Annotated in this window: 20 protein-coding genes; 12 read left to right on the top strand and 8 right to left on the bottom strand. The window is 67.3% G+C overall.

What is annotated here, in order from left to right; translation table 11 throughout:
- Positions 1–8 precede the first annotated feature (8 nt).
- On the top strand, positions 9–356 hold the full coding sequence (locus tag VVD47_RS18950) for a potassium channel family protein (protein WP_327605081.1): 348 nt from the start codon (positions 9–11) through the stop codon (positions 354–356).
- Positions 357–360: 4 nt separating this feature from the next.
- Here the strand turns inward: VVD47_RS18950 and VVD47_RS18945 are convergent, their stop codons facing one another.
- The 3 genes from VVD47_RS18945 to VVD47_RS18935 are packed head-to-tail and all read right to left on the bottom strand — an operon-like array spanning position 361 to position 3,554.
- Entirely contained in the window at positions 361–1,815 is a 1,455-nt protein-coding gene (locus VVD47_RS18945; protein WP_327605080.1) for a TolC family protein, read from the bottom strand.
- 13 nt (positions 1,816–1,828) lie between these two features.
- A complete protein-coding gene (locus tag VVD47_RS18940; protein ID WP_327605079.1) occupies positions 1,829–3,052 on the bottom strand; it encodes an HlyD family secretion protein in 1,224 nt (407 codons plus the stop codon).
- A 1-nt stretch (position 3,053) separates the two neighbouring features.
- Positions 3,054–3,554, bottom strand: a complete 501-nt coding sequence (locus VVD47_RS18935; RefSeq protein ID WP_327605078.1) for a DUF3302 domain-containing protein — start codon at positions 3,552–3,554, stop codon at positions 3,054–3,056.
- Between the two features lie 313 nt (positions 3,555–3,867).
- Between VVD47_RS18935 and tgt the strand changes: the two genes are divergently transcribed.
- The 5 genes from tgt (at position 3,868) to VVD47_RS18910 (ending at position 9,153) form a co-directional block, all read left to right on the top strand.
- Positions 3,868–4,977: a tRNA guanosine(34) transglycosylase Tgt gene (gene tgt / locus VVD47_RS18930; protein WP_327605077.1), complete on the top strand. Its 1,110-nt coding sequence runs from the start codon at positions 3,868–3,870 to the stop codon at positions 4,975–4,977.
- A 75-nt stretch (positions 4,978–5,052) separates the two neighbouring features.
- Positions 5,053–5,385, top strand: coding sequence for a preprotein translocase subunit YajC (gene yajC / locus VVD47_RS18925; RefSeq protein ID WP_327605076.1), 333 nt, complete (start codon positions 5,053–5,055; stop codon positions 5,383–5,385).
- 89 nt (positions 5,386–5,474) lie between these two features.
- Complete coding sequence (secD, locus tag VVD47_RS18920) at positions 5,475–7,319, top strand: protein translocase subunit SecD (protein ID WP_327605075.1); 1,845 nt, start codon at positions 5,475–5,477, stop codon at positions 7,317–7,319.
- A 21-nt stretch (positions 7,320–7,340) separates the two neighbouring features.
- Positions 7,341–8,279: a protein translocase subunit SecF gene (secF, locus tag VVD47_RS18915; RefSeq protein ID WP_327605074.1), complete on the top strand. Its 939-nt coding sequence runs from the start codon at positions 7,341–7,343 to the stop codon at positions 8,277–8,279.
- A gap of 178 nt (positions 8,280–8,457) precedes the next feature.
- Positions 8,458–9,153, top strand: a complete 696-nt coding sequence (locus VVD47_RS18910; RefSeq protein WP_327605073.1) for a cytochrome b/b6 domain-containing protein — start codon at positions 8,458–8,460, stop codon at positions 9,151–9,153.
- A gap of 90 nt (positions 9,154–9,243) precedes the next feature.
- Here VVD47_RS18910 and VVD47_RS18905 read toward each other — a convergent pair whose 3' ends face one another.
- The 4 genes from VVD47_RS18905 to queG form a co-directional block, all read right to left on the bottom strand.
- Complete coding sequence (locus VVD47_RS18905) at positions 9,244–11,175, bottom strand: ABC transporter substrate-binding protein (protein WP_327605072.1); 1,932 nt, start codon at positions 11,173–11,175, stop codon at positions 9,244–9,246.
- Between the two features lie 320 nt (positions 11,176–11,495).
- Entirely contained in the window at positions 11,496–11,957 is a 462-nt protein-coding gene (locus VVD47_RS18900; protein WP_327605071.1) for a c-type cytochrome, read from the bottom strand.
- Positions 11,958–12,025: 68 nt separating this feature from the next.
- A complete protein-coding gene (locus VVD47_RS18895) occupies positions 12,026–12,355 on the bottom strand; it encodes a DUF2322 family protein (RefSeq protein WP_327605070.1) in 330 nt (109 codons plus the stop codon).
- 142 nt (positions 12,356–12,497) lie between these two features.
- Positions 12,498–13,577 (bottom strand): tRNA epoxyqueuosine(34) reductase QueG, encoded by a 1,080-nt coding sequence (queG, locus tag VVD47_RS18890; protein WP_327605069.1) that lies wholly within the window; start codon positions 13,575–13,577, stop codon positions 12,498–12,500.
- Between the two features lie 3 nt (positions 13,578–13,580).
- On the opposite strand from queG, the gene tsaE reads away from it, so the two are divergent.
- The 5 genes from tsaE (at position 13,581) to VVD47_RS18865 (ending at position 18,946) form a co-directional block, all read left to right on the top strand.
- Positions 13,581–14,129 (top strand): tRNA (adenosine(37)-N6)-threonylcarbamoyltransferase complex ATPase subunit type 1 TsaE, encoded by a 549-nt coding sequence (gene tsaE, locus VVD47_RS18885; protein WP_327605068.1) that lies wholly within the window; start codon positions 13,581–13,583, stop codon positions 14,127–14,129.
- Positions 14,105–15,490, top strand: coding sequence for an N-acetylmuramoyl-L-alanine amidase (locus tag VVD47_RS18880; RefSeq protein ID WP_327605067.1), 1,386 nt, complete (start codon positions 14,105–14,107; stop codon positions 15,488–15,490). The genes tsaE and VVD47_RS18880 overlap by 25 nt, the downstream gene beginning before the upstream one ends.
- Positions 15,491–15,500: 10 nt before the next feature.
- On the top strand, positions 15,501–16,730 hold the full coding sequence (locus VVD47_RS18875; RefSeq protein ID WP_327605066.1) for a dienelactone hydrolase family protein: 1,230 nt from the start codon (positions 15,501–15,503) through the stop codon (positions 16,728–16,730).
- A gap of 118 nt (positions 16,731–16,848) precedes the next feature.
- Positions 16,849–17,799 carry an alpha/beta hydrolase family protein gene (locus VVD47_RS18870; RefSeq protein ID WP_327605065.1) on the top strand — a complete coding sequence of 317 codons (951 nt, stop codon included), beginning with the start codon at positions 16,849–16,851 and terminating at the stop codon, positions 17,797–17,799.
- A gap of 4 nt (positions 17,800–17,803) precedes the next feature.
- Positions 17,804–18,946 carry a M14 family metallopeptidase gene (locus tag VVD47_RS18865; protein ID WP_327605064.1) on the top strand — a complete coding sequence of 381 codons (1,143 nt, stop codon included), beginning with the start codon at positions 17,804–17,806 and terminating at the stop codon, positions 18,944–18,946.
- Positions 18,947–19,036: 90 nt separating this feature from the next.
- Here the strand turns inward: VVD47_RS18865 and VVD47_RS18860 are convergent, their stop codons facing one another.
- Positions 19,037–21,379, bottom strand: coding sequence for an SLC26A/SulP transporter family protein (locus tag VVD47_RS18860; RefSeq protein ID WP_327605063.1), 2,343 nt, complete (start codon positions 21,377–21,379; stop codon positions 19,037–19,039).
- Positions 21,380–21,735: 356 nt separating this feature from the next.
- On the opposite strand from VVD47_RS18860, the gene VVD47_RS18855 reads away from it, so the two are divergent.
- On the top strand, positions 21,736–24,744 hold the full coding sequence (locus VVD47_RS18855; protein ID WP_327605062.1) for an ATP-binding protein: 3,009 nt from the start codon (positions 21,736–21,738) through the stop codon (positions 24,742–24,744).
- Positions 24,745–24,779 lie beyond the last annotated feature (35 nt).

Genomic DNA, 24,779 nt, shown 5'->3' with positions numbered 1-24,779 from the left:
GGAAGACCATGCATACCGAACCCAGCCCGGCGCGTACGCTGCGGCGTGCCTTCCTACGTGAGCTGTGGGCGAGCCTGCACATCGTGTGGCCCATTCTGTGGGGCCTGCTCGCCATCATGGCGATCATCGGCGGCCTGGTCGGCTGGCTGGAGAACTGGAGCCTGGGCGATTCGCTGTATTTCGCCTATGTATCGGGATTGACCATCGGCTACGGCGACCTGTCGCCGACCCAGCCGGCGACCAAGCTACTGGCCGTGAGCCTCGGCTTTACCGGCATCCTGCTGACGGCCCTGCTCGGGGCGGTGGCCGTCCAGGCACTGAGCCGCTGCAAGAGCGACTTCGCCGCGCGGGCGTGACGCCTCAGCGGCTGGCGACCGGCTGGCCGGTTGCGGCCGGCGCGGATGCCGCGTCGAAACCACCGCCCAGCGCGAGATAGAGATTGGCCCGCTGCACCAGCGCCTCGCTCTGCATGCGCAACTGCGCGGACTGCGCCGAGAAACTGGCCAGCTGTTGCTGCTGCAGGGCCCGCAAGTCGGCGCTGCCGACGCGGTAGCGGACTTTCGCCAGCTCCAGTGCGCGCTCGTTCTCGCTGACGCTGCGCGACAGGATGGTGCTGCGCTTGCGCGCAAAGATCTCCGCCGACAGGGCATTCTCGACTTCGCCAAAGGCACGCGAACCCACCCGCGCGTATTCGGCGATGGCCTGTTTCTGCTCGGCGGTGCGCACCTCCACCTGGGCCTGCAAGGCGCCGCCGGTGAAGATGGGTGCAAGCAGGTTGGCGCCCAGGCCCCACACGGGGTTGTCGCGATCCTTCAGCACGAAGATGTCGCTGGAGATGGCATTGAGGTTGGCCGTCAGCGACAACCGCGGCAGACGCGCGGCCTTGGCCTCGTCCACGCGGGCGAACGCCGCCGCCACGCGACGCTGTGCGGCAATCACGTCCGGACGGCGCTCGAGCAAGGCGGACGGCAGGCCGGCCGGAATGTCACCCTGCACATCAGGCAGCCTGGTCGGCACGGTCATGGCCTGGCCGGGATAGCGACCGAGCACGAGTTCCAGCGCGCGGATCGCCTGCGATTCCACCTGCGCAAGCTGCTGCACCACGTCCAGGTAGGTCTGCAGGCTCGCGTCGGCCTGGGCCACGTCGAAACCGTCGCCACGTCCGACGCGCTCCCGGTCACGCGCCAGCGCCGTCAACTGCTCGGCGGCAGTCTGCATGCGCTCGGCCAGGGCCCGCTGCTGGCTGGCTTCGATCGCCAGCAGGTAGTTCTTGGTCACGGCTGCCATCAAGGACTGGCGGGCAAACTCGGCATCCGCCTGGGCGGACGCAAACTGCTGCACGGCAAACTCCCGCCCGCCGCGCACGCGTCCCCACAGGTCCAGCTCCCAGCTCACGAACAGGCCGAAAATATTGACCCCGCCACCGTCGCCGCCGGACTGGCCGAGGCCGCCCTTGGCAATCAGGTTGACCTGCGGCGCCAGGGCCGCGCCGGCCACCTTGGCGTAGGCCGCCGCCTGCTCGACGCGGCTGGCCACCACCTTGAGGTCCGGGTTGTTGGCGAGCGCCTCCGCAATCAGCGCATCCAGCGCGGGATCCTTGAAGGTGGCGGGCCAACCCGGCGGAACAGGTGCCGTGCTCGTCGCGCCAGTCGTGTTCGGCGCGCTTTGCCAGCGCTCAGGCAAAGGGGCTGCGGGCAGCGCCTGCCGGTACAGCTCCGCCGTCTCGGGAGGCTTGGTCAGCGCACACGCCGACAGCACGAGCGCCGCCATGCTCGCGGCCAGCGGCGCGCGGGGCAGGAAGTTTGGGTTACGCATGGCGTTCTCCCGCTCAGTGCAGCTTCAGCACGAGGTAGCTCGTGTAGGCGCTCACGCGAATGAAGATCTTCCGCAGGATGTGCAGGAAGGTGACCGAGTCGGTGTAGATCGCCGCCTGCCCCGCTGCACCAGCGGCCAGGAACAGGTCCCTGTCCTTCTCCGCCACATCGAATTTCACCGCGAAGCCACTGGGCGGCATGGTCAGCACACTGGTCATCGGGACCGTCCCGCTGATTTGCATCTGGCCTTGGCCCTGCGCCCAGATGACTGAATCGACCTTGGCCTTGATGACATGGCCGGGATTGGTCGACAGGATGAACTCCGCCTCATTCCCCGACTTGATCTGGTGCAGCTCGTTCTGCCGGAACAAGGCAATGACTTGCCCGGTGTACTCGACGAGGCTCAAGGCCGGCGTCACCGGCAGACTCGCCACGAACGCCCCGGGGCGCAATGCCAGGTTGATGACATGGCCATCGACCGGCGCACGCACGGTTGTCTGGTCCAGTTCCCAGCGCGCGTTGTCCAGTTGTGCCTGGATCTGCACGACCTGGGCGTAATCCGGGCCCACCTTGGCCGACAGGCGCTGCTGGATCTGCTGCTCGCTGGCCAGGGACTGCACTTCGGCGCTGCGGCTCTGCGCCTCGGCGCTGCGCGCCGCATCCAGGTTGGCTTCGGCCTCCTTGAGGTCCGTCTCCGCCTTCTCCAGGTCGAAGCGGTTGCCGGCGCCGGTGCTCACCAGCTCTTTGTTCTGCTCGACCCGCTTGCGGGCCAGCTCAAGCTTGGCCTGCACTTCCCGCACGCGGGAGCTGGCAGCCTGGATACCGCCCTGGCTCTCAGTCACCTTGCCCTTTGCGGCCTTCAACTGCTCGAACAGCTCACGCTGCCCTGCCTGTGCATTGGAAAGCTGGGCTTCCAGGCCACGCACGGTCTGCTGATACGGCGTGGGGTCGATGCGGAACAGCACATCGCCTTTCTTGACCGGGCGGTTGCCTTCCTCCACCGCCACTTCGATGACCCGGCCACGCACCTGCGGCACGATGGGCACGGTGTATTTGAAGACACGGACATCCGCGGAGGACGGCGCCACCACGTTCAGGGTCAGGATCATCACCGTCAGCGCGATGATCGGGATGGTCACCACGATGACCTGGGACGTCAGGTTCCAGGGCAGCCACTTTTTCTTGATGAAGACGAACCAGACGATGGCCGAATAAATACCCAGCAGGATGATGTCCATCTCAGTTCACTCCGCCTTGCTTTTGGTCCAGCCGCGCTTCGAGCGCCGCGATACGTTGCAGGAGCAGATTAATGTCGGCTTTCTCGGCCGCTTCGATGCGCTGCAAACCCTTTTCCGCCGCAGCCAGACGCTCCTTTTCATGGAACTCGTCGCTCTTGTCGGTACCGTAGGCGGCCTTGTACAACACGGGTTTGGAATAGGCCCACAGCCAGGCGAGCGGCCACAGCAGGCCGCCAAAGAACAGGGACAGCAGGCACAAGGTGGTGATGGCGTCGGTTTGCGGGTGGTGCTTCTTGTGCGCGATCTTCTCGGGCAGCACATGCACCAGCCAGAAGATGGCGATCACGATTGGCGGCACGATCAGCAGCACGACGATGGCCATGATGTCCGCCACCTTGTCCAGCGCCTCCCCCTTGAAGAGCGCGGCCTGCGCAGCCAGCGACACCCCCGCAAGCCCGGCCGTGACCAGCCAGCGCAACACGCATCGGAACACGAACTGCATAGCACTCTCCCAAGTGGAAATACGGCCTTTGACGCAAACGACGTTTGACGCAAGAACGGTGGCGGTCACACCCCACATGACACGCCCCGGCTTATGGCTCTGCTTGCATCCATCATAGCCAGTATGCGTGTTGAAAATGCGTGTCGATGCAAAACCTGACCGGAATGACAAGACGAAAGGTGTCTGATCCGGGCGACAACCCCGCCATGGACACGAATCCTGTAATGTGCCGGGCTGCGCGCCGCCCGGAACCACCCCTGCTCCGGGCCCCGCGCGTCGCCTTCTGCTTGCAATCATTCCTCCCGCGTCACCCATGCAATTCGAACTCCTCAACACCTCGGGCGGCGCCCGCCGTGGCCGCCTGCAACTGACCCATGGCACCGTCGAGACCCCGGTCTTCATGCCGGTGGGCACCTATGGCACGGTCAAGGCGATGAGCCCGCACGAGCTGGTGGAGATCGGCGCGCAGATCTGCCTGGGCAACACCTTCCACCTGTGGCTGCGCCCGGGCATGGAGGTGGTGAGCCAGTTCGGCGGACTGCACGGTTTCATGGGCTGGGACAAGCCGATCCTGACCGACTCGGGAGGCTTCCAGGTGTTCTCGCTGGGGGCGCTGCGCAAGATCACCGAGGAAGGCGTCAAGTTCGCCTCGCCGGTCAATGGCGACAAGCTGTTCCTGACGCCGGAAGAATCCATGCGCATCCAGCGCGGGTTGAACTCCGACATCGTCATGATCTTCGACGAATGCACGCCCTACCCGGCCACCCACACCGAGGCTGCGGTATCGATGCGCCTGTCGAAGCGCTGGGCGCAGCGCTCGCGCGACGAGTTCGACCGGCTGCAGAACCCCAACGCGCTGTTCGGCATCGTGCAGGGCGGCATGTACGAAGACCTGCGCGACGAATCGCGCGAGGCCCTGCAGGAAATCGGTTTCGACGGCTTCGCCATCGGCGGCCTGTCGGTGGGTGAGCCGAAGGAGGACATGGAGCGCATCCTCGCCCACACCACGCCGAAGTTGCCGCAGGACAAGCCGCGCTACCTGATGGGCGTGGGCACCCCCGAGGATCTGGTATACGGTGTGTCGCGCGGCATCGACATGTTCGACTGCGTGATGCCCACCCGCAACGCCCGCAACGGCTGGATCTTCACCCAGTGGGGCAACCTCAAGATCCGCAACGCAAAGCACAAGACCGACACCCGCCCCATCGACGAAGCCTGCGGCTGCTACGCCTGCCGCCACTTCTCACGGGCCTACCTGCACCACCTGGACCGCGCCAACGAGATCCTCGGCGCGCGCCTGATGACCATCCACAACCTGCACTACTACCAGCAGCTCATGCGCGAAATGCGCGAGGCCATCGACGCGAACCGATTCGCCGAATTCACGTCCGAGTTCGTGACGCGGCGCAACCGCGGCGCGTAGGGACGCGCTGATATACTCTCGCGTCCAAAAATTGACTGACTTTCCGTCTTTCCATTCCTTACCTGGAGCAACAAGGTGCTGATTTCCAACGCTTATGCCCAAGCAGCCGGCGCATCCGCCGACCCCACGGGCGGCCTGATGGGTTTCCTGCCCATCATCCTGATGTTCGTCGTGCTGTACTTCCTGATGATCCGTCCGCAGATGAAGCGCGCCAAGGAACACCGCGCCATGCTGGACGCCATCGCCAAGGGTGACGAGGTCGTCACCGCCGGCGGCATCGCCGGCAAGGTCGTCGAAACCTCCGACACCGGCTTCGTGAAGCTGGAAATCGCCAGCGGCGTCGAAGTGCTGGTGCAGAAGCCGACCATCAGCGCAGTGCTGCCCAAGGGCACGCTGAAGAACGCCTGATCCGGCTGAAGCAAAGCAATCGAAGGGGGCGCCAGCCCCCTTTCGCTTAAGTTCAGGTTGCCCGCCAACCGCTCTTTCCGTCCTACACCATGAACCGCTATCCCCTCTGGAAGAACCTGCTGATCCTGGCCGTACTGGCCATCGGGGTTCTCTACACCCTGCCGAACTTCTACGGCGAGGTGCCTGCAGTACAGGTTTCTTCCGCCCGCGCGACCGTGCAGGTCGACGCTGCGCTGGAAGCGCGCGTGCTCGACGTGCTGCAGGGCGCGCAGATCACCCATGACGGGCTGTTCCGCGACGACACCGGCCTGCGCGTGCGCATGTCGGACACCGACACGCAGCTGAAGGCCCGCGACGCGCTGGAACATGCGCTGAACCCGGATGCCAACGATCCGGGCTACATCGTCGCGCTCAACCTGCTGTCCGCCAGCCCGCAGTGGCTGACCCGCATCCATGCGCTGCCCATGTACCTCGGCCTGGACCTGCGCGGTGGCGTGCACTTCCTGCTGCAGGTGGACCTGAAGGGCGCGCTGGAGAAGCAACTCGACTCCTTGGGCGGCGACGTGCGCAGCCTGCTGCGTGAGAAGAACCTGCGCCACAACGGCGTGGCGCGCGCCGGCAACACGCTGGAAATGCGCTTCCGCGATGCGGACACCCGCACCAAGGCGCGTTACGCCATCAGCGACACGCGCAGCGACCTGCAATTCACCGAGCGCACGGACGGTTCCGACTTCCTGCTGATCGCCAGCCAGACGCAGATCGCCCAGCGCGAGACGCAGTCCGATGCGATCCGCCAGAACATCACCACGCTGCACAAGCGGATCAACGAACTGGGCGTGGCCGAGCCGGTGATCCAGCAACAGGGCGTGGACCGCATCGTGGTGCAGCTGCCCGGCGTGCAGGACGTCGCCAAGGCCAAGGACCTCGTCGGCCGCACCGCCACCCTGCAGGTGCGCATGGTGGACGAAGACGCCGACCCGAACGCCCCGCCGATCACCGTGGATGTCTTCCCGGAAATGCGCGGCGGCGTGCAGATGCCGGTGGCCACCAAGAAGCAGGTCGTGCTCACTGGCGACCGCTTCGTCGGCGCCCAGGCCTCGATCGACCAGCAGACCCAGCAGCCGATCGTCTCGGTGCGCCTGGACTCGGCCGGCGGCCGCATCATGCGCGACGCCACCCGCGAGAACCTGAAGAAGCGGATGGCCATCATCCTGTTCGAAAAGGGTCGTGGTGAGGCCATCTCGGTGGCGACCATCCAGGGCGAGTTCGGCAACCAGTTCCAGATCAGTGGCTCGTTCAGCACCGAAGAGACGAACCGCCTGGCCATCCTGATCCGCTCCGGCGCGCTGGCCGCCCCGATGGCGATCATCGAGGAACGCACCATCGGCCCGAGCCTCGGCGCAGACAACATCAACAAGGGCTTCCACTCCACGCTGTGGGGCTTCGTCGCCATCGCGGCGTTCATGGTCGCCTACTACATGCTGTTCGGCGTGGTGTCGGTGCTCGCCCTGACCGCCAACGTCGTGCTGCTGATCGCCCTGTTGTCGATGCTGCAGGCGACGCTGACCGTTCCGGGCATCGCGGCCATCGCACTCACGCTGGGCATGGCCATCGACGCCAACGTGCTGATCAACGAGCGCATCCGCGAAGAACTGCGTGCCGGCATGTCGCCGCAAGCGGCCATCAACGCCGGTTACGACCGCGCCTGGGCCACCATTCTCGACTCCAACGTCACCACCATGATCGCCGGCGTGGCACTGCTCGCCTTCGGTTCGGGCCCGGTGCGCGGCTTCGCGGTGGTGCACTGCCTGGGCATCCTGACCTCGGTGTTCTCTGCCGTGCTGGTCAGCCGCATGATCACCAACTTCATCTACGGCCGTCGCCGCAAGGTCGAATCGCTTTCGATCGGCACGGTGTGGAAACCCGGCGTCTGACCGGCGCAGGAGACAAGGACCATGGAATTTTTCCGCATCCGTAAAGACATCCCGTTCATGAAGCACGCGTTGATCTTCAACGCGATCTCCTTCATCACCTTCCTGCTCGCGGTGTTCTTCCTCTTCAGCCGCGGCCTGCACCTGTCGGTGGAGTTCACCGGCGGTACCGTCATGGAGCTGGCCTACAAGGAAGCACCGCAGCTGGAGCCGATCCGCGAAGCCATGACGAAGATCGGCTACCAGGACGCCCAGGTGCAGAACTTCGGTACCTCGCGCGACGTGATGATCCGCGTGCCCAACCGCGAAGGCGTCGACCCCAACGCAGTGCCGGCGCAGGTACTGAAGGCCATCGAAGGCCTGAGCGCCGAGCAGCCGGAACTGCGCCGCAATGAGGCAGTGGGCCCGCAGGTGGGCCGCGAACTGGCCGAGGACGGCGCGTTGGCGCTGATGCTGGTGATCTTCGGCATCGTCATCTACCTGGCCTTCCGCTTTGAGTGGCGCTTCGCGGTGTCGGCGATCATCGCCAACCTGCACGACGTCATCATCATCCTGGGCTTCTTCGCCTTCTTCCAGTGGGAGTTTTCGCTGCCCGTGCTGGCCGCGGTGCTCGCCGTGCTGGGCTACTCGGTGAACGAATCGGTGGTGGTGTTCGACCGGGTGCGCGAAACCTTCCGCAATTCGAAGGTGCGCAACCTCACCGTGCCGCAGGTGCTGGACCACGCCATCACCAGCACCATCTCGCGCACCATCATCACCCACGCCAGCACGCAGCTGATGGTGTGCTCGATGCTGCTGTTCGGTGGCGCCGCCCTGCACTACTTCGCGATGGCGCTGACCATCGGCATCTGCTTCGGTATCTACTCGTCGGTGCTGGTGGCCTGCCCGCTGGTCATGTGGCTGGGCGTGTCGCGCGAGCAGTTCGTCAAGCCGGTGAAGCCGAAGGAAGAGGCGGTGGTTTGAGCGTGGTCTGAGCGTGGTCTGGGTTACAGACCCGCTTCGCAAAAACACGAAAAGGCTCCTGCGGGAGCCTTTTTCGTTTCCCGGCGGCCGGCGCAGAATAGCGGGCTGCCGGACGCCATCCGGCCATTTCGCGCCCGGCCTGCTCCGCGCAACAGACTCTCACAGAAGGGGTTCCGCCATGTCCGCCTCGCCAGCCTCCACCGCCACCACTCGCAGCGTGCTCGTCTGGGACCTGCCGCTTCGCCTGTTCCACTGGGCGTTCGCCAGCCTGATCGTCGCCAACATCGTCATCGCGGAATTCAGCGAAGCGCTGAAGATGGATGATCCACTCACCTGGCATGCGCGCATCGGCTACGCCATCCTGACGCTACTGATCTTCCGCGTGCTGTGGGGCTTCGTCGGCGGCACGCACGCGCGATTCACCAGCTTCATACGCGGCCCCGGCACCATCCTCGCCTACCTGAAGGGCAGCGGCCCCGTGGTGGGGGGACACAACCCGCTCGGTGCACTGTCGGTGCTGGCCCTGCTCGCGTGCTGCCTCGTACAGGCCGTCACCGGCCTGTTCCTGACCGACGAGGTGCTCTTCGAAGCGCCGCTGTACAAGCTGGTCGACGGCGACACCGCCCTGCTGATGGCGCAATTACATGACTGGAACAGCAAGCTGCTGATCGTGCTGATCCTGCTGCACCTGGCCGCCCTGCTGTTCTACCGCGTGGTGAAGGGCGAACGCCTGGTCAGCGCGATGCTGAGCGGTCGCAAGCAGTATCCCGCTGGATCGGCGGCCAGCGACGCACAAGGCGGCAACCTGCTCGTCGGCATCGTATTGGCGGCTCTGGCAGGCATTTCGGTGTGGTACCTCGTGACCCAGGTCTGAACCCAGGGCTGAACAGCCGTCAGCTAACCTGACCAGCCAACAAAAAAAGGGCCACTTGCGTGGCCCTTTTTCATTGCAGCGCTACTGCTCTCAGCGCGTGAATGCCCAGGTCTGCGGCAGGGCCGGGCCCGGGGTCGGGTACACCCAGCTCCACGGCATGCGGTCGTAGACGTTGATCAGCTTGTTGCTACGCACGCCGGTGATGCCCGGGGGCGCCACGGTGCCCAGCACTTCCAGCTCGTCGGCCGAGATGGCGAGGATCTGGCGGAACAGCGAATCGGCTTCGCTGTCGGTCGCGGCATCCTTCCACTGGTCGTACAGGTCCAGGCGCTTCTTCATGCTGGCAGGCGGCTCTTCGCCGGTCTTGCCCTTGCTCTCGTACCAGCGCACCCACAGCAGGCTCTGACGCGACTCCTGCGGATGCACCGCCAGGAAGCCGCGCGGGTTCTGCGTCGGGTCCAGACCACCGGCCAGCGCGTCGACGCTGATGTCGTAGTCATTGTTGTTGGCGCGGTCGTAGAACAGCGTGCGTTCGGAGGCGCGGATCACCAGCTCGACACCGATCTTCGCCCAGTGCTTGCGCATCAGTTCCAGCGCTTCGATGTGCGAGGGATACGCCAGGCTGGCGATCACGTTCATGGCGATGCGGCCACCGTCCTTGTACTGGCGGAAGCCCTGCGGATCACGCTGCGTCAGGCCCATCTTGTCCAGGCGCGCGTTGGCGTCCTTCGGGTCATAGGCGGTGAACTGCTTGGCCAGCTTCTCGTTGTAGTACTTGTGCTGCTTGCGCGGGCCGATCTGCCAGGGTTCGCCCTGACCGAGGAAGACGATGTCGTTGATCTCCTTGCGGTCCATGCCTTCCGACAGCGCGATGCGGAACTCCTTGTTGCGCATCAGTTCGCGCAGCTTCGGGTTCGTGGTCGACTGGTTGAGGAACACGCCGATGGACGTCGCGCCGGTACCCGGCAGGCTCAGCACCTTGTAGTTGCCCTTGGCGGCGTTCTCGGCCAGCACCGGACGGTTCTGGATGTTGTCGATGTGACGGACCTGGAAGTCGAGCTGGCCATTGATGGCGGCGAGCACGATGGTTTCCACTTCCGAGATGATCGGCAGCTGCAGGTTGTCGATGTAGGGCAGCTGGTTGCCCGCGGTGTCGACCTGCCAGAAGTACGGGTTGCGGCGCAGGGCCACGCGGGTGGCACCACCGGAGTACGGCTCGGCGATCACCCACGGATCCATCGTGGGTTTGTCCGGGTTGCCCCAGCGGGTCACGATCTCGATGTCACCGCAACGGGCACGGAACAGCGCGGCCCAGTCCTGCGCCTTGGCGGCGGAGACCAGTTCCTGCACCTTCGGGTTGTACTTGGGGTGGAACTGCTGGCAGTAGTTCTTGCTGTACAGCGTCGGGTGCTGGCCCAGCGGCGTGGACAACTGCTCCAGGAAGCTGCGGTAGGAACCGGCAAACTTGAACTTGACGGTGGTGTCGTCGATCTTGGTGATCTCGGCGTACTTGCCGTCGGCCGTGTATTGCGAGGGCACCTGGCTGAGGAACTGCTTGTTGCCCACCACGTCGTTCATGCTGAACAGGATGTCGTCGGCGGTGAAAGGCGAACCATCGGACCACTTCAGGCCCTTGCGCAGCTTGAACACGAATTCGCTGCCGTCCTTGCTGACCGTCCAGCTCTCGGCCAGATTGGGCGATACGCCCTGGAAGTCGAGGTTCCAGCGCACCAGCCCCTGGTTACCCACCAGACGCAGGATGGCATTGTGGTCGCCGTTGCCGCGCAGGGCGCTGCGCAGCGTGCCGCCGTAGCTGCCGACCTTGTCGACCGGCTTCACGACGTCCGGCTTTTCCGGCAGGCGCTTGTCGACGGTGGGCAGCTTGCCCTCCTTCACCAGCGCCGCGAGCTGCGGCGCTTCCTGGTAAGCCGCTGCCGGCAGGGCCAGCAGCGCGCCGGAAGCGAACGCCACTGTGCCGAACACGGCATGCAACGCGCTGCGGCTGTGGGTTTTCTGGGACATATGTCTTCCTCCTTGGACTGAATGATGGCGAGCCGCTACTCGCCGGCTCACAAGTTAATCGTTTACTTTTCCATCCGAGTTGTCAAGCGGGGACACCCTCAGAACGACGGAAACGACGACACCAGGAAACTACGGGAAAGGCCTGCAAGCCTTGATGGAGGGAACTACCTAGGGAATGTTTCCAGATGTCACGGCGCGGACAGCGCCGTGACAGAAAACGATTTACAACAACCGTTTACGGAAATTTGTTGCGGCCGATCCCCGATCAACCGGGGGCCCGGCTACGGCTCAGTGCAACACAGCTCGGGCTCAGTTCCGGCTCAGTTGCGATACTCGCGGCTGCGGTAGTCGTCGTGGCAGGTCTTGCAGTTGCGCGTGACCTCGGCGAACTGGGCTTTCAGGGTATTGGCATCGCCTGCCGCGGCGGCCGGCAACTTGCCCGCTTCAGCGATGTGCCTGTCGTAGAGCGCCTTGAATTTGTCAGGCTCGCTCCAGATCTTGGCATCCGCGCGCGTCGGCGCTCCCTTGTCGGTCCCCGGCCCGAAGGACGTGCCCGACCAGGCGATGAGGTTGGCGATGGTCTCGGCGTGCTTGACCGCCAGTTCCTTGTTGTACGGCGTATCGCCGCGGATCATGCCGTTGAGGGCGCCCAGGCTGCGCTGGGTGACCTGCATCACCGACTGGCGATAGCGGATCTGGTCTTCCGGCTTGAAGGTCTGGGCGGTGGCCGCAACGGTGCCGAGGGCGGCGGCGGTCAGGACGATTACATGGCGAAGCTGCATTGCAGAACTCCCTTTCTCTGGTGGTGGGATGGAACGGATGCAGAGGTAGAACGCTGGCAGGCCGTGCTTTATTCCGCCTGGCCACCGACGAAGACGTGCTTTACGCGCAGCGGGTTCCCGCTGGCTTCCAGCGCGAACAGGCGGTCGATGTTGGGGTGCTTGCCGGGGTTGGCGCGGGCGTCCTCGGTGTGCTCGGCGTACAACTCCAGGCCCTTGCGGGCGGCGTCCGGCGTGATGGAGCCGTAGGTCTGCGCGAGGTGGTTGTAGAGCGTCAGCGAGCCGATCTGCCCCTGCTTGTGTTCGATGGTCGCCACGACCTTGCCGTCGGCATCCAGGAGTTGCAGCGCGGAGAGGTGGGAGACGCCGGGCAGGTGCTTGAGGTTGTCTGCGAAGGCCATATTCGTGGTGGGGCGTGAAAGATGAAGATAGATGAAGGGCGAAGCGCCGGCAGCGAGCGGCGGCGCGACGAGAGTCTAACGAATTCGTGACGGGCGGAATGCGCCCCCTCACCTGCCACCCACCTCCCCTTACCTGCCACCTTCAGCCGCCACCATGCCGGTCCAGCGCCCAAGCGACATGCTCACGCACCAGGGCCGATGCGTCGTCCACCCTGCTGCGCAGCGCCGCCAGGACTTCCGGTGACGTCGGTGCATTGCCCAGCGCCACCGCGATGTTGCGCAGCCAGCGTTCGTGGCCGATGCGGTGGATGGCGGAACCGGCGGTGCGCTCGGCGAAGTCCGTCGCGCTCCAGCCGAACAGCTCCACCAGCGAGGCGCTGTCCAGCCGGTGGCGGGGCGAGAAATCCCCCTCGCGCGTGACCTGGGCGAAACGGTTCCACGGGCAGGCCAGCTGGCAGTCGTCGCAGCCGTAGATGCGGTTGCCCATCGCGCCGCGGAATTCCTCCGGGATGCTGCCCTTCAGCTCGATGGTCAGGTAGGAGATGCAGCGCCGCGCGTCCACCGAGTACGGCGCCACGATGGCCTGGGTCGGACAGGCATCGATGCAGCGCGTGCAGCGTCCGCAGTGCTCCTCCGGCGGCGAATCGGGTGGCAGCGCCAGGTCGGTGTAGATCTCGCCGAGGAAGAAGCAGGAGCCCGAATCGCGGTTCAGCAGCAGCGTGTGCTTGCCGCGCCAGCCCAGCCCGGCCTGCGTGGCCAGCGCCACTTCCAGTACCGGCGCGGAATCCACGAACACCCGGTGGCCGAAGGCGCCGACCTCGGCCGCCACGCGATCGGCCAGCTTCTGCAGGCGGTTGCGCAACACCTTGTGATAGTCGCGGCCCAGCGCGTAGCGGGACACGTAGGCGCGCTGCGGGTCGGCCAGCGCCGCCTCGGCATCGCCCAGCTCGCGCTCCGGCCAGTAGTTCATCCGCACGGAAATGGCGCTCACCGTGCCCGGCACCAGCTCCGCCGGGCGCGCCCGCTTCACGCCATGGCGGGCCATATAATCCATTTCGCCGTGGAAGCCGGCCGCCAGCCAGTCCAGCAGGCCCTGCTCGGCCCCTTTCAGATCCACCCCGGCAAAGCCCACCGCATCGAAGCCCAGCTCGAAGCCCCAGGCGCGGATACGCGCCGCCAGGGCCTCGCCTTCCAGCCGCACTTGTTGCTCTCGAGATTCCACAGGATGTCCGACTCCGCTCACGCCGCCGATGATAGTGCCAAGCCCGCCTCCACCGCGCAGCCAGCGGGGCCGGGGCAGGAACCGATAAGGCGCCACCTGGCCGATCCGGCCGCCACCGAGGCCTTCGGCGCGGCGCTGGCGCCGGCCATGGAAGCCGGCCTGGTGGTCTGGCTGAGCGGCGACCTCGGTGCCGGCAAAACCACGCTCACGCGGGGGTTATTGCGTGCGCTGGGCCACACCGGAAATGTAAAAAGCCCCACTTACACCTTGCTAGAACCTTATACAGTTTCTAGAATCCCTCTGTATCACTTTGATTTCTATCGGTTCACACATGCCGACGAATTTCTCGAAGCCGGCCTGGACGAATACTTCACCGGCACTGGCGCCTGTCTCGTGGAATGGGCTGACAAGGCCCGTCCGCACGTTCCGCTGCCCGACATCGAGCTGCGGCTGCATGTCGTCGCCCATGGCGGCGGGATCGACGGGCGTGATATCGAATGCCTCGCCCTCACCGAGCGGGGCCGTGCATGTCTGAGTCGAACCACGATCTGACACGGCGCGCGCTGCTGCGCTTCGGCGGCGCTGCCCTGCTGCTCAACGTCACCCCCAGTTTCGCCGCCGCCGAATCCCGCGTGCTCGCGGTGCGCGTATGGCCTGCGCAGGACTACACCCGCATCACGCTGGAGGCGCGCGACCTGCTGCGCTTCTCGCACCAGATCGTGAAGAACCCCGAGCGCCTGGTGGTCGACCTCGAAGGCGTGGAGTTCAACAGCATCCTGCAAGGCCTGCCGGAACGCATCACCGACGCCGACCCCTACATCAAGCTGATCCGCGCCGGCCGCAACCGACCCGGCGTGGTCCGCCTGGTGGTGGAGCTGAAGAAGGAAGTCCACCCGCAGGTGTTCACGCTGCCGCCGGTGGGCGAATACGGCCACCGCCTGGTGCTGGACCTGTACCCGACCGAGCCGGTCGACCCGCTGATGGCGCTGATCGAGAAGCGCTCGCCGGAAGCCGCTGCCGCAGGCGAGCCGGACGGCCCGGCACCGCAGATCGCATCGAACACCGCATCCGCGCCGGCTGACGTCCCGCGCGCCGTACCGGGTGATGCGCAGGCGGGTATCCAGCGCGAACCGACGCGCCCCGTGCCGGACATCGTCACCCGCGAACCGAAGTCTTCCGACAAGGCGGTGCCGGTCACGCGCATGATCACCATCGCGCTGGACCCCGGCCACGGCGGCGAGGACCCCGGCGCAGTCGGTCGTCGCGGCACCTACGAGAAGAACGTCACCCTCGCCATCGCACGCCGCCTCAAGGCCAAGATCGATGCCGAGCCGAACATGCGCGCCATGATGACGCGCGACGCCGACTTCTTCGTGCCGCTGAACCAGCGCGTCGCCAAGGCCCGCCGCGTGCAGGCGGATCTCTTCGTGTCCATCCACGCCGACGCCTTCATCAAGCCGGATGCACATGGCAGCTCGGTGTTCGTGCTGTCCGACCGCGGCGCCAGCAGCACCGCCGCGAAATGGCTGGCGCAGAAGGAGAACGCAGCCGACCTCATCGGCGGCGTGAACATCGGCGTCAAGGACGGCCACCTCGCCCGCACCCTGATGGACCTGTCGCAGACCGCCACCAACAACGACAGCATGAAGCTGGGCAAGGTGGTGCTGGACGAGATCGGCGGCATCAACCGGCTGCACAAGGCGCACGTTGAGGAAGCCGGCTTCGCGGTGCTGAAGGCGCCGGACATCCCCTCCATCCTCGTCGAGACTGCCTTCATCTCCAACCCGGACGAAGAAAAGCGTCTCGCCGACGAGGCCTACCAGGACAAGATGGCGGACGCGCTGCTACGCGGCATCAAGCGCTACTTCGCCAGGAACCCGCCACTCGCCAAGTCGCGCCTGGCCGGAATCTGACGCCCGGTCCATGCCTGCGTACGCCAGCTTCCAGCCACGCAGCAATTTCCACCTCTTCAGCGATGACGGGCCGCCGTCCTCGCACTGGCTGCGCAACCTGCTGGCGGTCGTCTTTGCCTGCATCGCACTGGTGATCGCCAAGCCGGTCGGCAACCGCGCCCTGGTGTTCAACACCGACGTCCACGAGCACATCGTCGAACTGCCGGTGGCCGCCAAGGACCGCTTCGGCAAGCCGTCGCACGGTAACATCCCGGTCACCGTGTTCCGGCCGGATGGCGACGGCCCCTTCCCGCTCGTCATCATCAACCATGGCCGCACCACCGGCCGCGAAGGACGCGGCAAGCCGCTGCGCGTGCGCTTCGAATTCGCCGCGCGCTACTTCGTGCGCAAGGGCTTTGCCGTCGCCGTGCCGACGCGGCTCGGCTACGGCTGGACCGCGGACGCCGGCGATCCGGAAGACCACAGCGACGATTGCAAGAATCTCGACAGCGGCGCCATGCTGGATGCACAGGCCAGCCAGAACGAGGCCATCGCGCGACGCCTGCAGCAGGAGTCCTGGGTGGATGCCGGCAAGACCATCGTGCTCGGCCACTCCACCGGCGCACTGGCTGCGCTGGCTGCCGGCTCGCGCGACATCCCCGGCCTGATGCTGACCATCGCCATCGCCGGTGGCCGTGCCGGCAGCCCCGGCAGCCACCCCGGCGCGCCCTGCGTGCCGGAGGAACTCGCCGGCCACCTCACGCGCCTGGGCCGCGAGGCACGCGCGCCGTCCTGGTGGATCTACAACGAGAACGACATGTTCTTCGCGCCGCCCGCCGCGCAGATGTGGTTCGACGCCTACAAGGCCGGTGGCGCCCGCGCCAGCCTGACGATGCTGCCCCCCTTCGGCGAGGATGGCCACGCCTGGTTCGTGCTGGCCAACGACCAGTGGCAGGCGATGTTCGACGCGGAACTGGCGCGCCACGGCTTCACGCAGGCGGGCGCGCTGAAACGTCCCGCCGCCACCGACCATGCCGCGCTCGACGACATCAAGCGCCTTCCCGCCTTGCCGGAAGGCGGCGTGGAGCAGTACCGCAAGTTCCTGGAGATGAAGATGCCGCGCGCCTTCGCCGTCGGCCCCGGCGGACGCTACGCCGCGATTGCCGGCGACGACGCCATGTCACGCTCGCTGGCCCTGTGCCGGCGCGAACGCGACACCGCCTGCCGGCTCTACGCGGTGGACGACAGCGTGGTCTGGTAAGCCGCCTTCACGCCGTCTTCCCGCCACCTTCCTCTCCCTTCGTCCTCGTTCTTTCCATCCTTTCGGCTTACCCTGTGGGGCCCTTGCCCTGTCGTGCCTCGCGCCCCCGGATGCGGCCATGCGTGCCTGCCTGAAGCTCTCTTTCCTTTTCGCCCTGCTCATCTGCCTGCTGCCGGGCCTGCCCTCCGGTCCGGTCGCGCGGGCGCAGGCAGCGACGCTCGATCACGCCTTGCGCGAGGAGGTCTGGCACCTGCCGGTCCGCGCCCGGGACATCAAGGGACGCGAGATCGCGGGCGACATCCCGGTCACCGTGTTCCGCCCGCAGGGCGACGGGCCCTTCCCGCTGGTGGTCATCAGCCACGGGCGCGCCGGCAGCCGCGATGGACGCGCCAGGCCCGCCCGCCAGCGCTTCGAATCCGCCGCGAGCTACTTCGTACGCAAGGGTTTCGCGGTCGCCGTGCCGACCCGCCTGGGCTACGGCGAGACGATCACCGCCGGCGACCCCGAGGATCGCGGCGCCGGCTGCAGCAACAACGACTACAGCGCGCTGGTGGAAGCCAGTGGCGCACAGGTGCAGGCAGTCGTCGCACGCATGCGGCAGGAGGCCTGGGCTGATCCGCAGCGCCTGTTGCTGGTCGGCCAGTCGGTCGGCGGCATCGCCACTATCTCGGCCACGTCGCGCGGCATTGCCGGGCTGGTGGCCGCGGTGAACTTCGCCGGCGGCAGCGGTGGCAGCCCGGAGCGCCACCCCGGCAAGCCCTGCGCACCGCAGAACATGGACCGCGAGATCGCGCGGCTCGCTCGCAGTGCCAACGCGCCGATGCTGTGGCTGTACACCGAGAACGACCAGTACTTCGACCCCGCCACCACGCGTGCCTGGCACGCGACCTACCAGGCCAACGGTGGCCGCGCCGAGTACCGCCTGCTGCCGCCTTTCAGCGACGACGGCCACAAGCTGTTCGCGCAGGGCAATGCAGTGTGGCAACCCATCCTGGACGTCTGGCTGGCCGAGTCCGGCCTCGGCCCCTCCAGTCACTCCAGTCACTCCACGCCCTCCCGCGGACCCTGAACCCATGCAGACCAAGCATACCGTGCAGATATCGGCCAACTTCGACAGCGGCAACATCCAGGTCCTCGACGCCAGCCAGCCCGGCCACGTGCGTCTGGCGATCCGCCGCGACACGCACTGCGAATTCATGCAGTGGTTCCACTTCCGCATCAGTGACGCGGCCGGCGTGCCGCTGCGCCTGTGCATCGAGAATGCCGGCGACTGCAGCTACGCCGACGGCTGGCACGGCTACGCCTGCGCGGCGAGCTACGACCGCCAGCACTGGTTCCGCATCCCCACCACCTTCTACGACGGCCATGCGCTGACCATCGAAGTCACGCCGCAACACGACACGCTGTGGCTGGCGTATTTCGAGCCCTACTCGCATGAGCGCCACCAGGAGCTGGTCGGCCGCTGCAACGCCTCGCCGCTGGCGCGCGTGGAACGCATCGGCACCAGCCTGCAGGGGCGCGACCTCGATTGCGTGCACGCGGGCAGCGGTGCGCATCACGTGTGGATCCAGGCCCGCCAGCACCCCGGCGAGAGCATGGCCGAGTGGTGCGCCGAGGGCCTGCTCGCCCGCCTGCTCGATCCGCACGACGCGGTGGCACGCGAAGTACGCCGGCTCGCCACGCTGCACATCGTCCCCAACGCCAACCCGGACGGCGCGACGCTGGGTAACCTGCGCGCCAACGCCGCCGGTGCCAACCTCAACCGCGAGTGGCGGCAACCGTCCATGGAGCGCAGCCCCGAGGTGTGGCACATCCAGGCGGCGATGCGTGCCACCGGCATGTCGCTGTTCCTCGACCTGCACGGCGACGAGACCCTGCCCTACGTGTTCATCGACGGCAGCCACATGGTGCCCGGCTATGGCGAACGCAACCTGCAGCTGCAGGCGGACTTCCTCGCCAACCTGCGCACCGCCTGCCCGGACTTCCAGACCGAGCACGGCTATGCCGACAACCGCTTCGACGAGGAACTGCTGACCCTGGCGTCGAAGTGGACGGCCCGCACTTTCGGCTGCGTGGCGCTCACGCTGGAAATGCCGTTCAAGGACAACGCCAATGCACCGGACACCCGGCATGGCTGGAACGGCGAACGCAGCCGCCAGACGGGTGCCGCCCTGCTGGGGCCGATCCTGCAGCACCTGAAGGCGCTCGGCGCGTAACCCCGGCGGGCGACACGCGCCAAGGCACGAGCAGGAATGCCATTGCCATTCCTGTCACCCCCCACCCCCCGCACCTGACGAGGACCGTCGCTAGCCGATCGACTCGGCGTCGTGGAGATTTGCGCCGGCCGGCGGGCCGACCCGCCCTGCGGCCGCACGGGCCACCCAGTGCGACAGGTCGCTGGTCAGCGCGCGCACCCGGTCGGCCAGATGCAGCGACATGTTCTTCAGCAGCTTGGTCGCGAGCGTCGGCTGCTCCACGAGCAAGCGGTCGAAGACATCCAGCGGCAGCTTCAGGGCGACGACATCCGACTCGGCGACGGCCTCGGCCGAGCGCGTGCTGCGCGCGAGGCTGGCCATCTCGCCGATGATCACGCCGGGCGCAAATGACGCCAGGCGGCGTGCACTGCCGGGGATGCGCAGGCCGATGTCGCCCTGCAGGCTGACGTACAGGCCGTCGCCGGGGTCGCCGAGCTTGAACAGGGTCTCGCCGCGCCGGAAATGCAGCGTCACCAGGACGCCAGCGAGTGACGCGATCTCATCCGGCGTGAGGTCGCGCCCGAGCATGGTGTCGGCGAGGCTCAGGGCCGCGCCGGACTCGCCATCCGGTTTCAGGCTGGACAGCAGGCGGTCCTCGGCCTGCTCCAGCGCGAGGTCGGTGTGATCGGCAAACAGCAGCGCCTTGCGATCGGCAGCCGGCCCCGCGGCTTCGACGAGGCCGCGCCGCGCGTCACCCGCCGGCCATTCCGCAAAGACCAGCGCCCGCCCCACGCGTCGCCAGTGTTGCGCAATCTCGAAGAGGATCCGTGCGGCCGTGACGTCGATCTCGGTGACCTGATGCAGGTCGAGGATCGCGATGTCCACCGAGGCCTCGATGCCTTCCAGGCGGGTCCGCAGCCCGTCGGCGGTGCCGAAGAACAACGCCCCCTGCAGTTCGAGCACCGCAATCCTCGACCCCTCCCGCGCGAGCACGCCAGCCAGCGCGGGAGGGCGTGCCTTGAGGGAGTGGCGCGTCTCGCCGGACCATTCATGGCGCACCACGTCGCGCATGTTGGCGCGCACGAACAGCAGCACTGCGCACATGGCACCGATCAGCACGGCCGGACCCAGGCCGAAGACGACGGCACCGATCGCCACCGCCAGCTCCACCGCCCAGTCGGCGAGACGCAGGGGCGACCGCGCGGCGGCCGTGCCCGCGTCGGCAAGGCGCTGGCGATACTGGCCGCGCTGGCGCCAGCGCTCCAGCGGCGCGTGCCAGAAGACCGGCAGCAGCATGCCCAGGCCTTGCAGCAGGATCACCCCGCCCACGGCGCTGCGCGGCACCTGCGCGATCACCTGCGGCGCGAACAGCAGCAGGGCCAGCATCGCCACGGCATACGCCGCCACGACATGGCGATGGTCCGGGTTGGGCATCACCAGGGACAGCGTGCGCGGCATCGACGGCGAGTACGGCTGGCCGGAGACCAGCCCGGCGGCGATGTTGGCCAGCCCCTGTGCGCACAACTCGCGATTGGCATCGCGGCTGCGCCGCAGGCGGCCATCCACCACCGACACGGCGATGAGCGAATCCAGGCTGCATAGCGCCGCGGCCGTGATCGCGTACGAGCCGATCAATGCCATCAGGCGAGGGTCGAGGAAGTCGGCGCGGAATAGCGAAGCCGGATCGAGTGCCATGAACCCGCCCGCCGCCAGCACCGGCGCACCGATGAGCGCACCGGCATCGGCGCCCTGCAGCCAGCGGCTCATCGCGAAGTGCAGTGCGGTGGCGACGCCAAGACCGATGATGACCGGCGGGATGCGCGTCTTCAGGCGCGTGGCGAGGCCGGTGAACACCAGCGCGCACAGGCCGACGGCGATGGCACCGTCCTGCGGGGATTCGAACGTCGTCCGCAAGGCCGTTCCGAAAGCGTGCCCCGTGACCACCGGCAGCGCGGTGATCACGAGCAGCAGCCCCACCCCGCTGGTGACGCCGACGCGTACCGGATGCGGCGTGTACTTCACGATGCTGCCGAGCTTCAGCATGCCGAAGCCGGCCTGCAACACGCCGGCGCAGGCCACGCCCAGCGCGGATAGCGTCAACACCTGCGCGGGAGAAGCCTGGCCCGCCGAGCCGAGCATCGAGGACAACATCGAGGACAGTGCGGCGACGAAGCCACCGGTCAACAGCGACAGGGCCGCACGCGGCCCGCTGACCAGGCGCCCGCTTCCCAGCGTCGAGGCGATGACGTTGGCAATCACGGTGCCGAGCAGGACCATCGCCATGGCCGTCGGCCCGAAGGCCGGGTCGAGTGCCGCGAACGCGAGCAGCCCGTACGCCATGTTCTCCGGCGCATGCTCGAACGCGTTCGACACCGCGGAGACACCGACTGCCAGCCGTGAGCGCCAGCTTTCCAGAAAGCCGGTAAACGGAGGGGCGAAAGCGGGGAGACGCATGGCCTTGCCGGCACCTCGTGCAGGTCGTGGTGCCAATCATAGTAAGGCTTTCGGCGCCTCGCCCGTTGCATCGACGGGCAAGGCGACGCAGGTGCGGGGCCACGGGCGTGCACCTGCCGCAGCCTTGCGGCGCGGCGGCGTGAGGCTTGCCCGGAACGCAGGCCATTGCTAGGCTCGCGGCTGCTGCCGGGCTGGAGGGGCATGGTCGGTGTGACCGTGCCTCGGCCGCCTTCGCCAAGGAGCCCTGAATGTCCTGCCCCCGCTGCCAAGCCGTCTCGCCGTCCGGTGGACGTTTCTGCGCGCATTGCGGTGCGCCGCTGACAGCCGGGGACGCGCCGCGCACGACACGCAGGCAGATGACGGTGCTGTTCTGCGACCTGGTGAACTCCACCGAGCTGGCGCAGCGCATCGATCCCGACGACGTGCTGCTGACCATGCAGCGCTACCACGACACCGTGCGCCTCATCGCCGCGCGCTTCGGCGGCTTCGTGGCACGCATCGCCGGTGACGGCGTCGATGTCTATTTCGGTTACCCGGTTGCCAACGAGGACGACGTGGCCCGGGCGATGCATGCCGCGCTGGCCCTGGCCGGCGAGGTGCCGCGCATCGAACCCGCGCCGGGCGAGCCGCTGGCGCTGCGCATCGGCATCGCGACCGGCATGGTGGCGATCAGCGTCACACAAGGCGTGGCGGTGGCCGGCGCCACCCCCAACCTCGCCTCGCGCATCCAGGCCGCCGTGCCGCCCGGCTGCATCGGCGTGGCCCAGAGCACGCGGCGCATCGCGGGGCGGCAGTTCGAGTTCGAGGAACTCGGCGAGCATGTGCTGAAGGGTTTCGAGAAGCCGGTGGCGATCAGTGCGCTGCGTCGCGCACGCTCGCTGGACAGCCGCTCGGCCTGGCGCGGCCGCGATGTCAGCCTGCCGATGGTGGGCCGCGACGCCGAGCTCGCCGCCTTGCAGCAGCACTGGCAACGCGTGATCGCCGGCCGTACCTGTGGCGCACTGGTGGTCGGCGATCCGGGGCTGGGCAAGTCGCGGTTGATCACCGCCTTCGACGACACGCTGCCGGCCCAGGGCCACACGCTGTTGCGCCTGCAGTGCTCGCCCTTCCATGTGAACAGTGCGCTGCAGCCCTTCGTCGAGCACATGAAGACGGCGGCCGGCCTGACCGGCAACGACACGCCCGACGAACAACTCGACAAGCTGGAGGCACAGCTGGCGATCGCCGGCATCGACGAGCCGCGCGAATGTGCGCTGGTCGCCGCCCTGCTCGGCGTGTCCTTCGGCGAACGCTATCCGCCGCTGGGCATGCCGCCTCCGATGCAGCTGCAGCTCACCAAGGAAGCGCTCAAGCACTACTTCGCCGGCCTCGCCCACCACCAGGTGGGCACGGCCAGCGAGCATTCGCTGACGCGCTATTTCTTCGGCCTCGCCGAAGAGCGGGCGTTGCTGGTCATCGTCGAGGACCTGCACTGGATCGACCCGACCTCGCTGGAGCTGCTGGGCCTGCTGCTCGCCAATGGCGGCACCGCGCCCATCCTGCTGCTGATGACGGCCCGCCCCGGCTTTGAGTCCCCTTGGGCAGAGAGCGAGGACTTCGTCCGCCTGCCCCTGCAGCGCCTGTCCGACGCCGACGCCAAGGCCATCGTCGCGCAGCAGTCCACGCTGGTCGAACTGCCGCCGCAGTGGCTGGCCACTATCGTCGAGCGCACCGACGGCGTGCCGCTGTTCATCGAAGAGATGACGCGCATGCTGGTCGAGAAGAAGCGCGCCCCGTCTGCCGGTGACGTGCCCGACACGTTGGTCGACCTGCTGACCGAGCGCATGGACAGGTTGCCGCCCGATGGCAAGGCGATGATGCAGCTCGCGTCGATCATCGGCCGCGAATTCGACCGGGGCCTGCTGGCCGCGGCGGCCGCACCGGACAGCGAGATCCTGCTGCAGGACGGGCTACGCTCGATGCTAGAGAGCGGCCTGGTGCTCCCCAGCAGTGCCGACGGCGAACGCCTGCGGTTCAAGCATGCGCTGGTGGAAGACACGGCCTACGCGTCGATACCACCGAAGCGCTGCGCCGAACTCCACGGCCGCGTGGCCGAGGCTCTGCTGAGCCGCTTCACCGATCGCGTCGAACTGCAGCCGGAACTGGCGGCACGCCACCTCAGCCGCGCTGGCGACGCGATGCGCGCCGCCCCGTGGTGGCAGGCCGCCGGCGGACAGGCGCTGTCGCGCGGCGCACCGCGTGAAGCCGCGGGCCATCTGCGCGCCGGCGTCGAGGCATTGAAGAGCGCACCCGCCGGGCTCGACCGCGATGCCGCCGAGCTGGGACTGCTGTCGATGCTGGGGCCGACCACGATGGTGCTGCTGGGCCCCGGCAGCGCCGAATTCGGCGAGGTGCAGGAACGCGCCTATGGCCTGAGCCAGATCCTGCCGGGCCAGCCGCGCCTGTTCCCGACCAGCTACGGCTGGTGCCTGTTCAACTGGGGCCGCGCGCGCCTGAAGACGACCACGCGCCTGGTCGACCAGCTGCTGCACGCCAGCGCCGAACGCGAGGGCGACCCCGAGGCCGCGATGGCAGCGAACAACATGGCCGGCATGGTGCACTTTCATATCGGCCAGGCCCAGGCGGCACACAAGCACCTGTCGGTGTCGACCGCGCTCTACAACCCGCAGCGCGACGCCGCCCTGTACCCGGTGTACCTGATGGACTTCGGCGTCTTCGGCCGTTTCTACCTGGCGCTGGCGACGCAGGTGCTCGGCTTTCCGGACACCGCGCGCCGCATCGCCGGCGAAGCGCTGTTGCTGGCCGAGACCCTGACCCAGCCGCACACGATGGGCTTCGCGATGCTGGCCAACTTCAACACCGCGGTGATGCGCGGCGATACCGAAGACGCGCTGACCATGGCCGAGCGCTGCATCGAGTTCTCCAGCCAGTTCGGTTTTCCGGAGTTCATTGCGATGGCACGGGTCGCGCGCGGCTGGGCGCTGGCGCACGGCCAGCAACGCTGGGCCGAGGGGCTGGCCGACGTGCAGGCCGGGCTCGAAGGCTGGGCACAGACCGGCTTCGAGAACTGGCAACCCTGGTTCACCACGCTGGAGGCCGAGATCATGGGCCAGCTCGGGCAGCAGGCCCGCGCCCTGCAGCGTATCGACCAGCAACTGGCGCGCATCGCCGGCAACGGCGAACTGCAGTTCAAGAGCCCGCTGATGGCCGAGCGCGCCGCCGCCCTTGCCGCGCTGCCGGCACCGGCCGGCGGCAGTGCCGAGGCCGCGGCGGAATTCGACCGCGCCGAGGCACTGGCCCGGCAGCAGGGCGCTGCCGGGTGGAGCGCGCGCATCGCCCGCCGGCGACGCCAGACCCTGGGCTGAACCGCAGGGCTGGCTGGATTGCGAGGCGCGACCGC

This window comes from Uliginosibacterium sp. H1 (assembly GCF_036017065.1).
Lineage (GTDB): Bacteria > Pseudomonadota > Gammaproteobacteria > Burkholderiales > Rhodocyclaceae > Uliginosibacterium.
The sequence above is the reverse complement of the archived record's forward strand: the minus strand, read 5'-3'. Positions and strand labels throughout refer to the sequence as shown.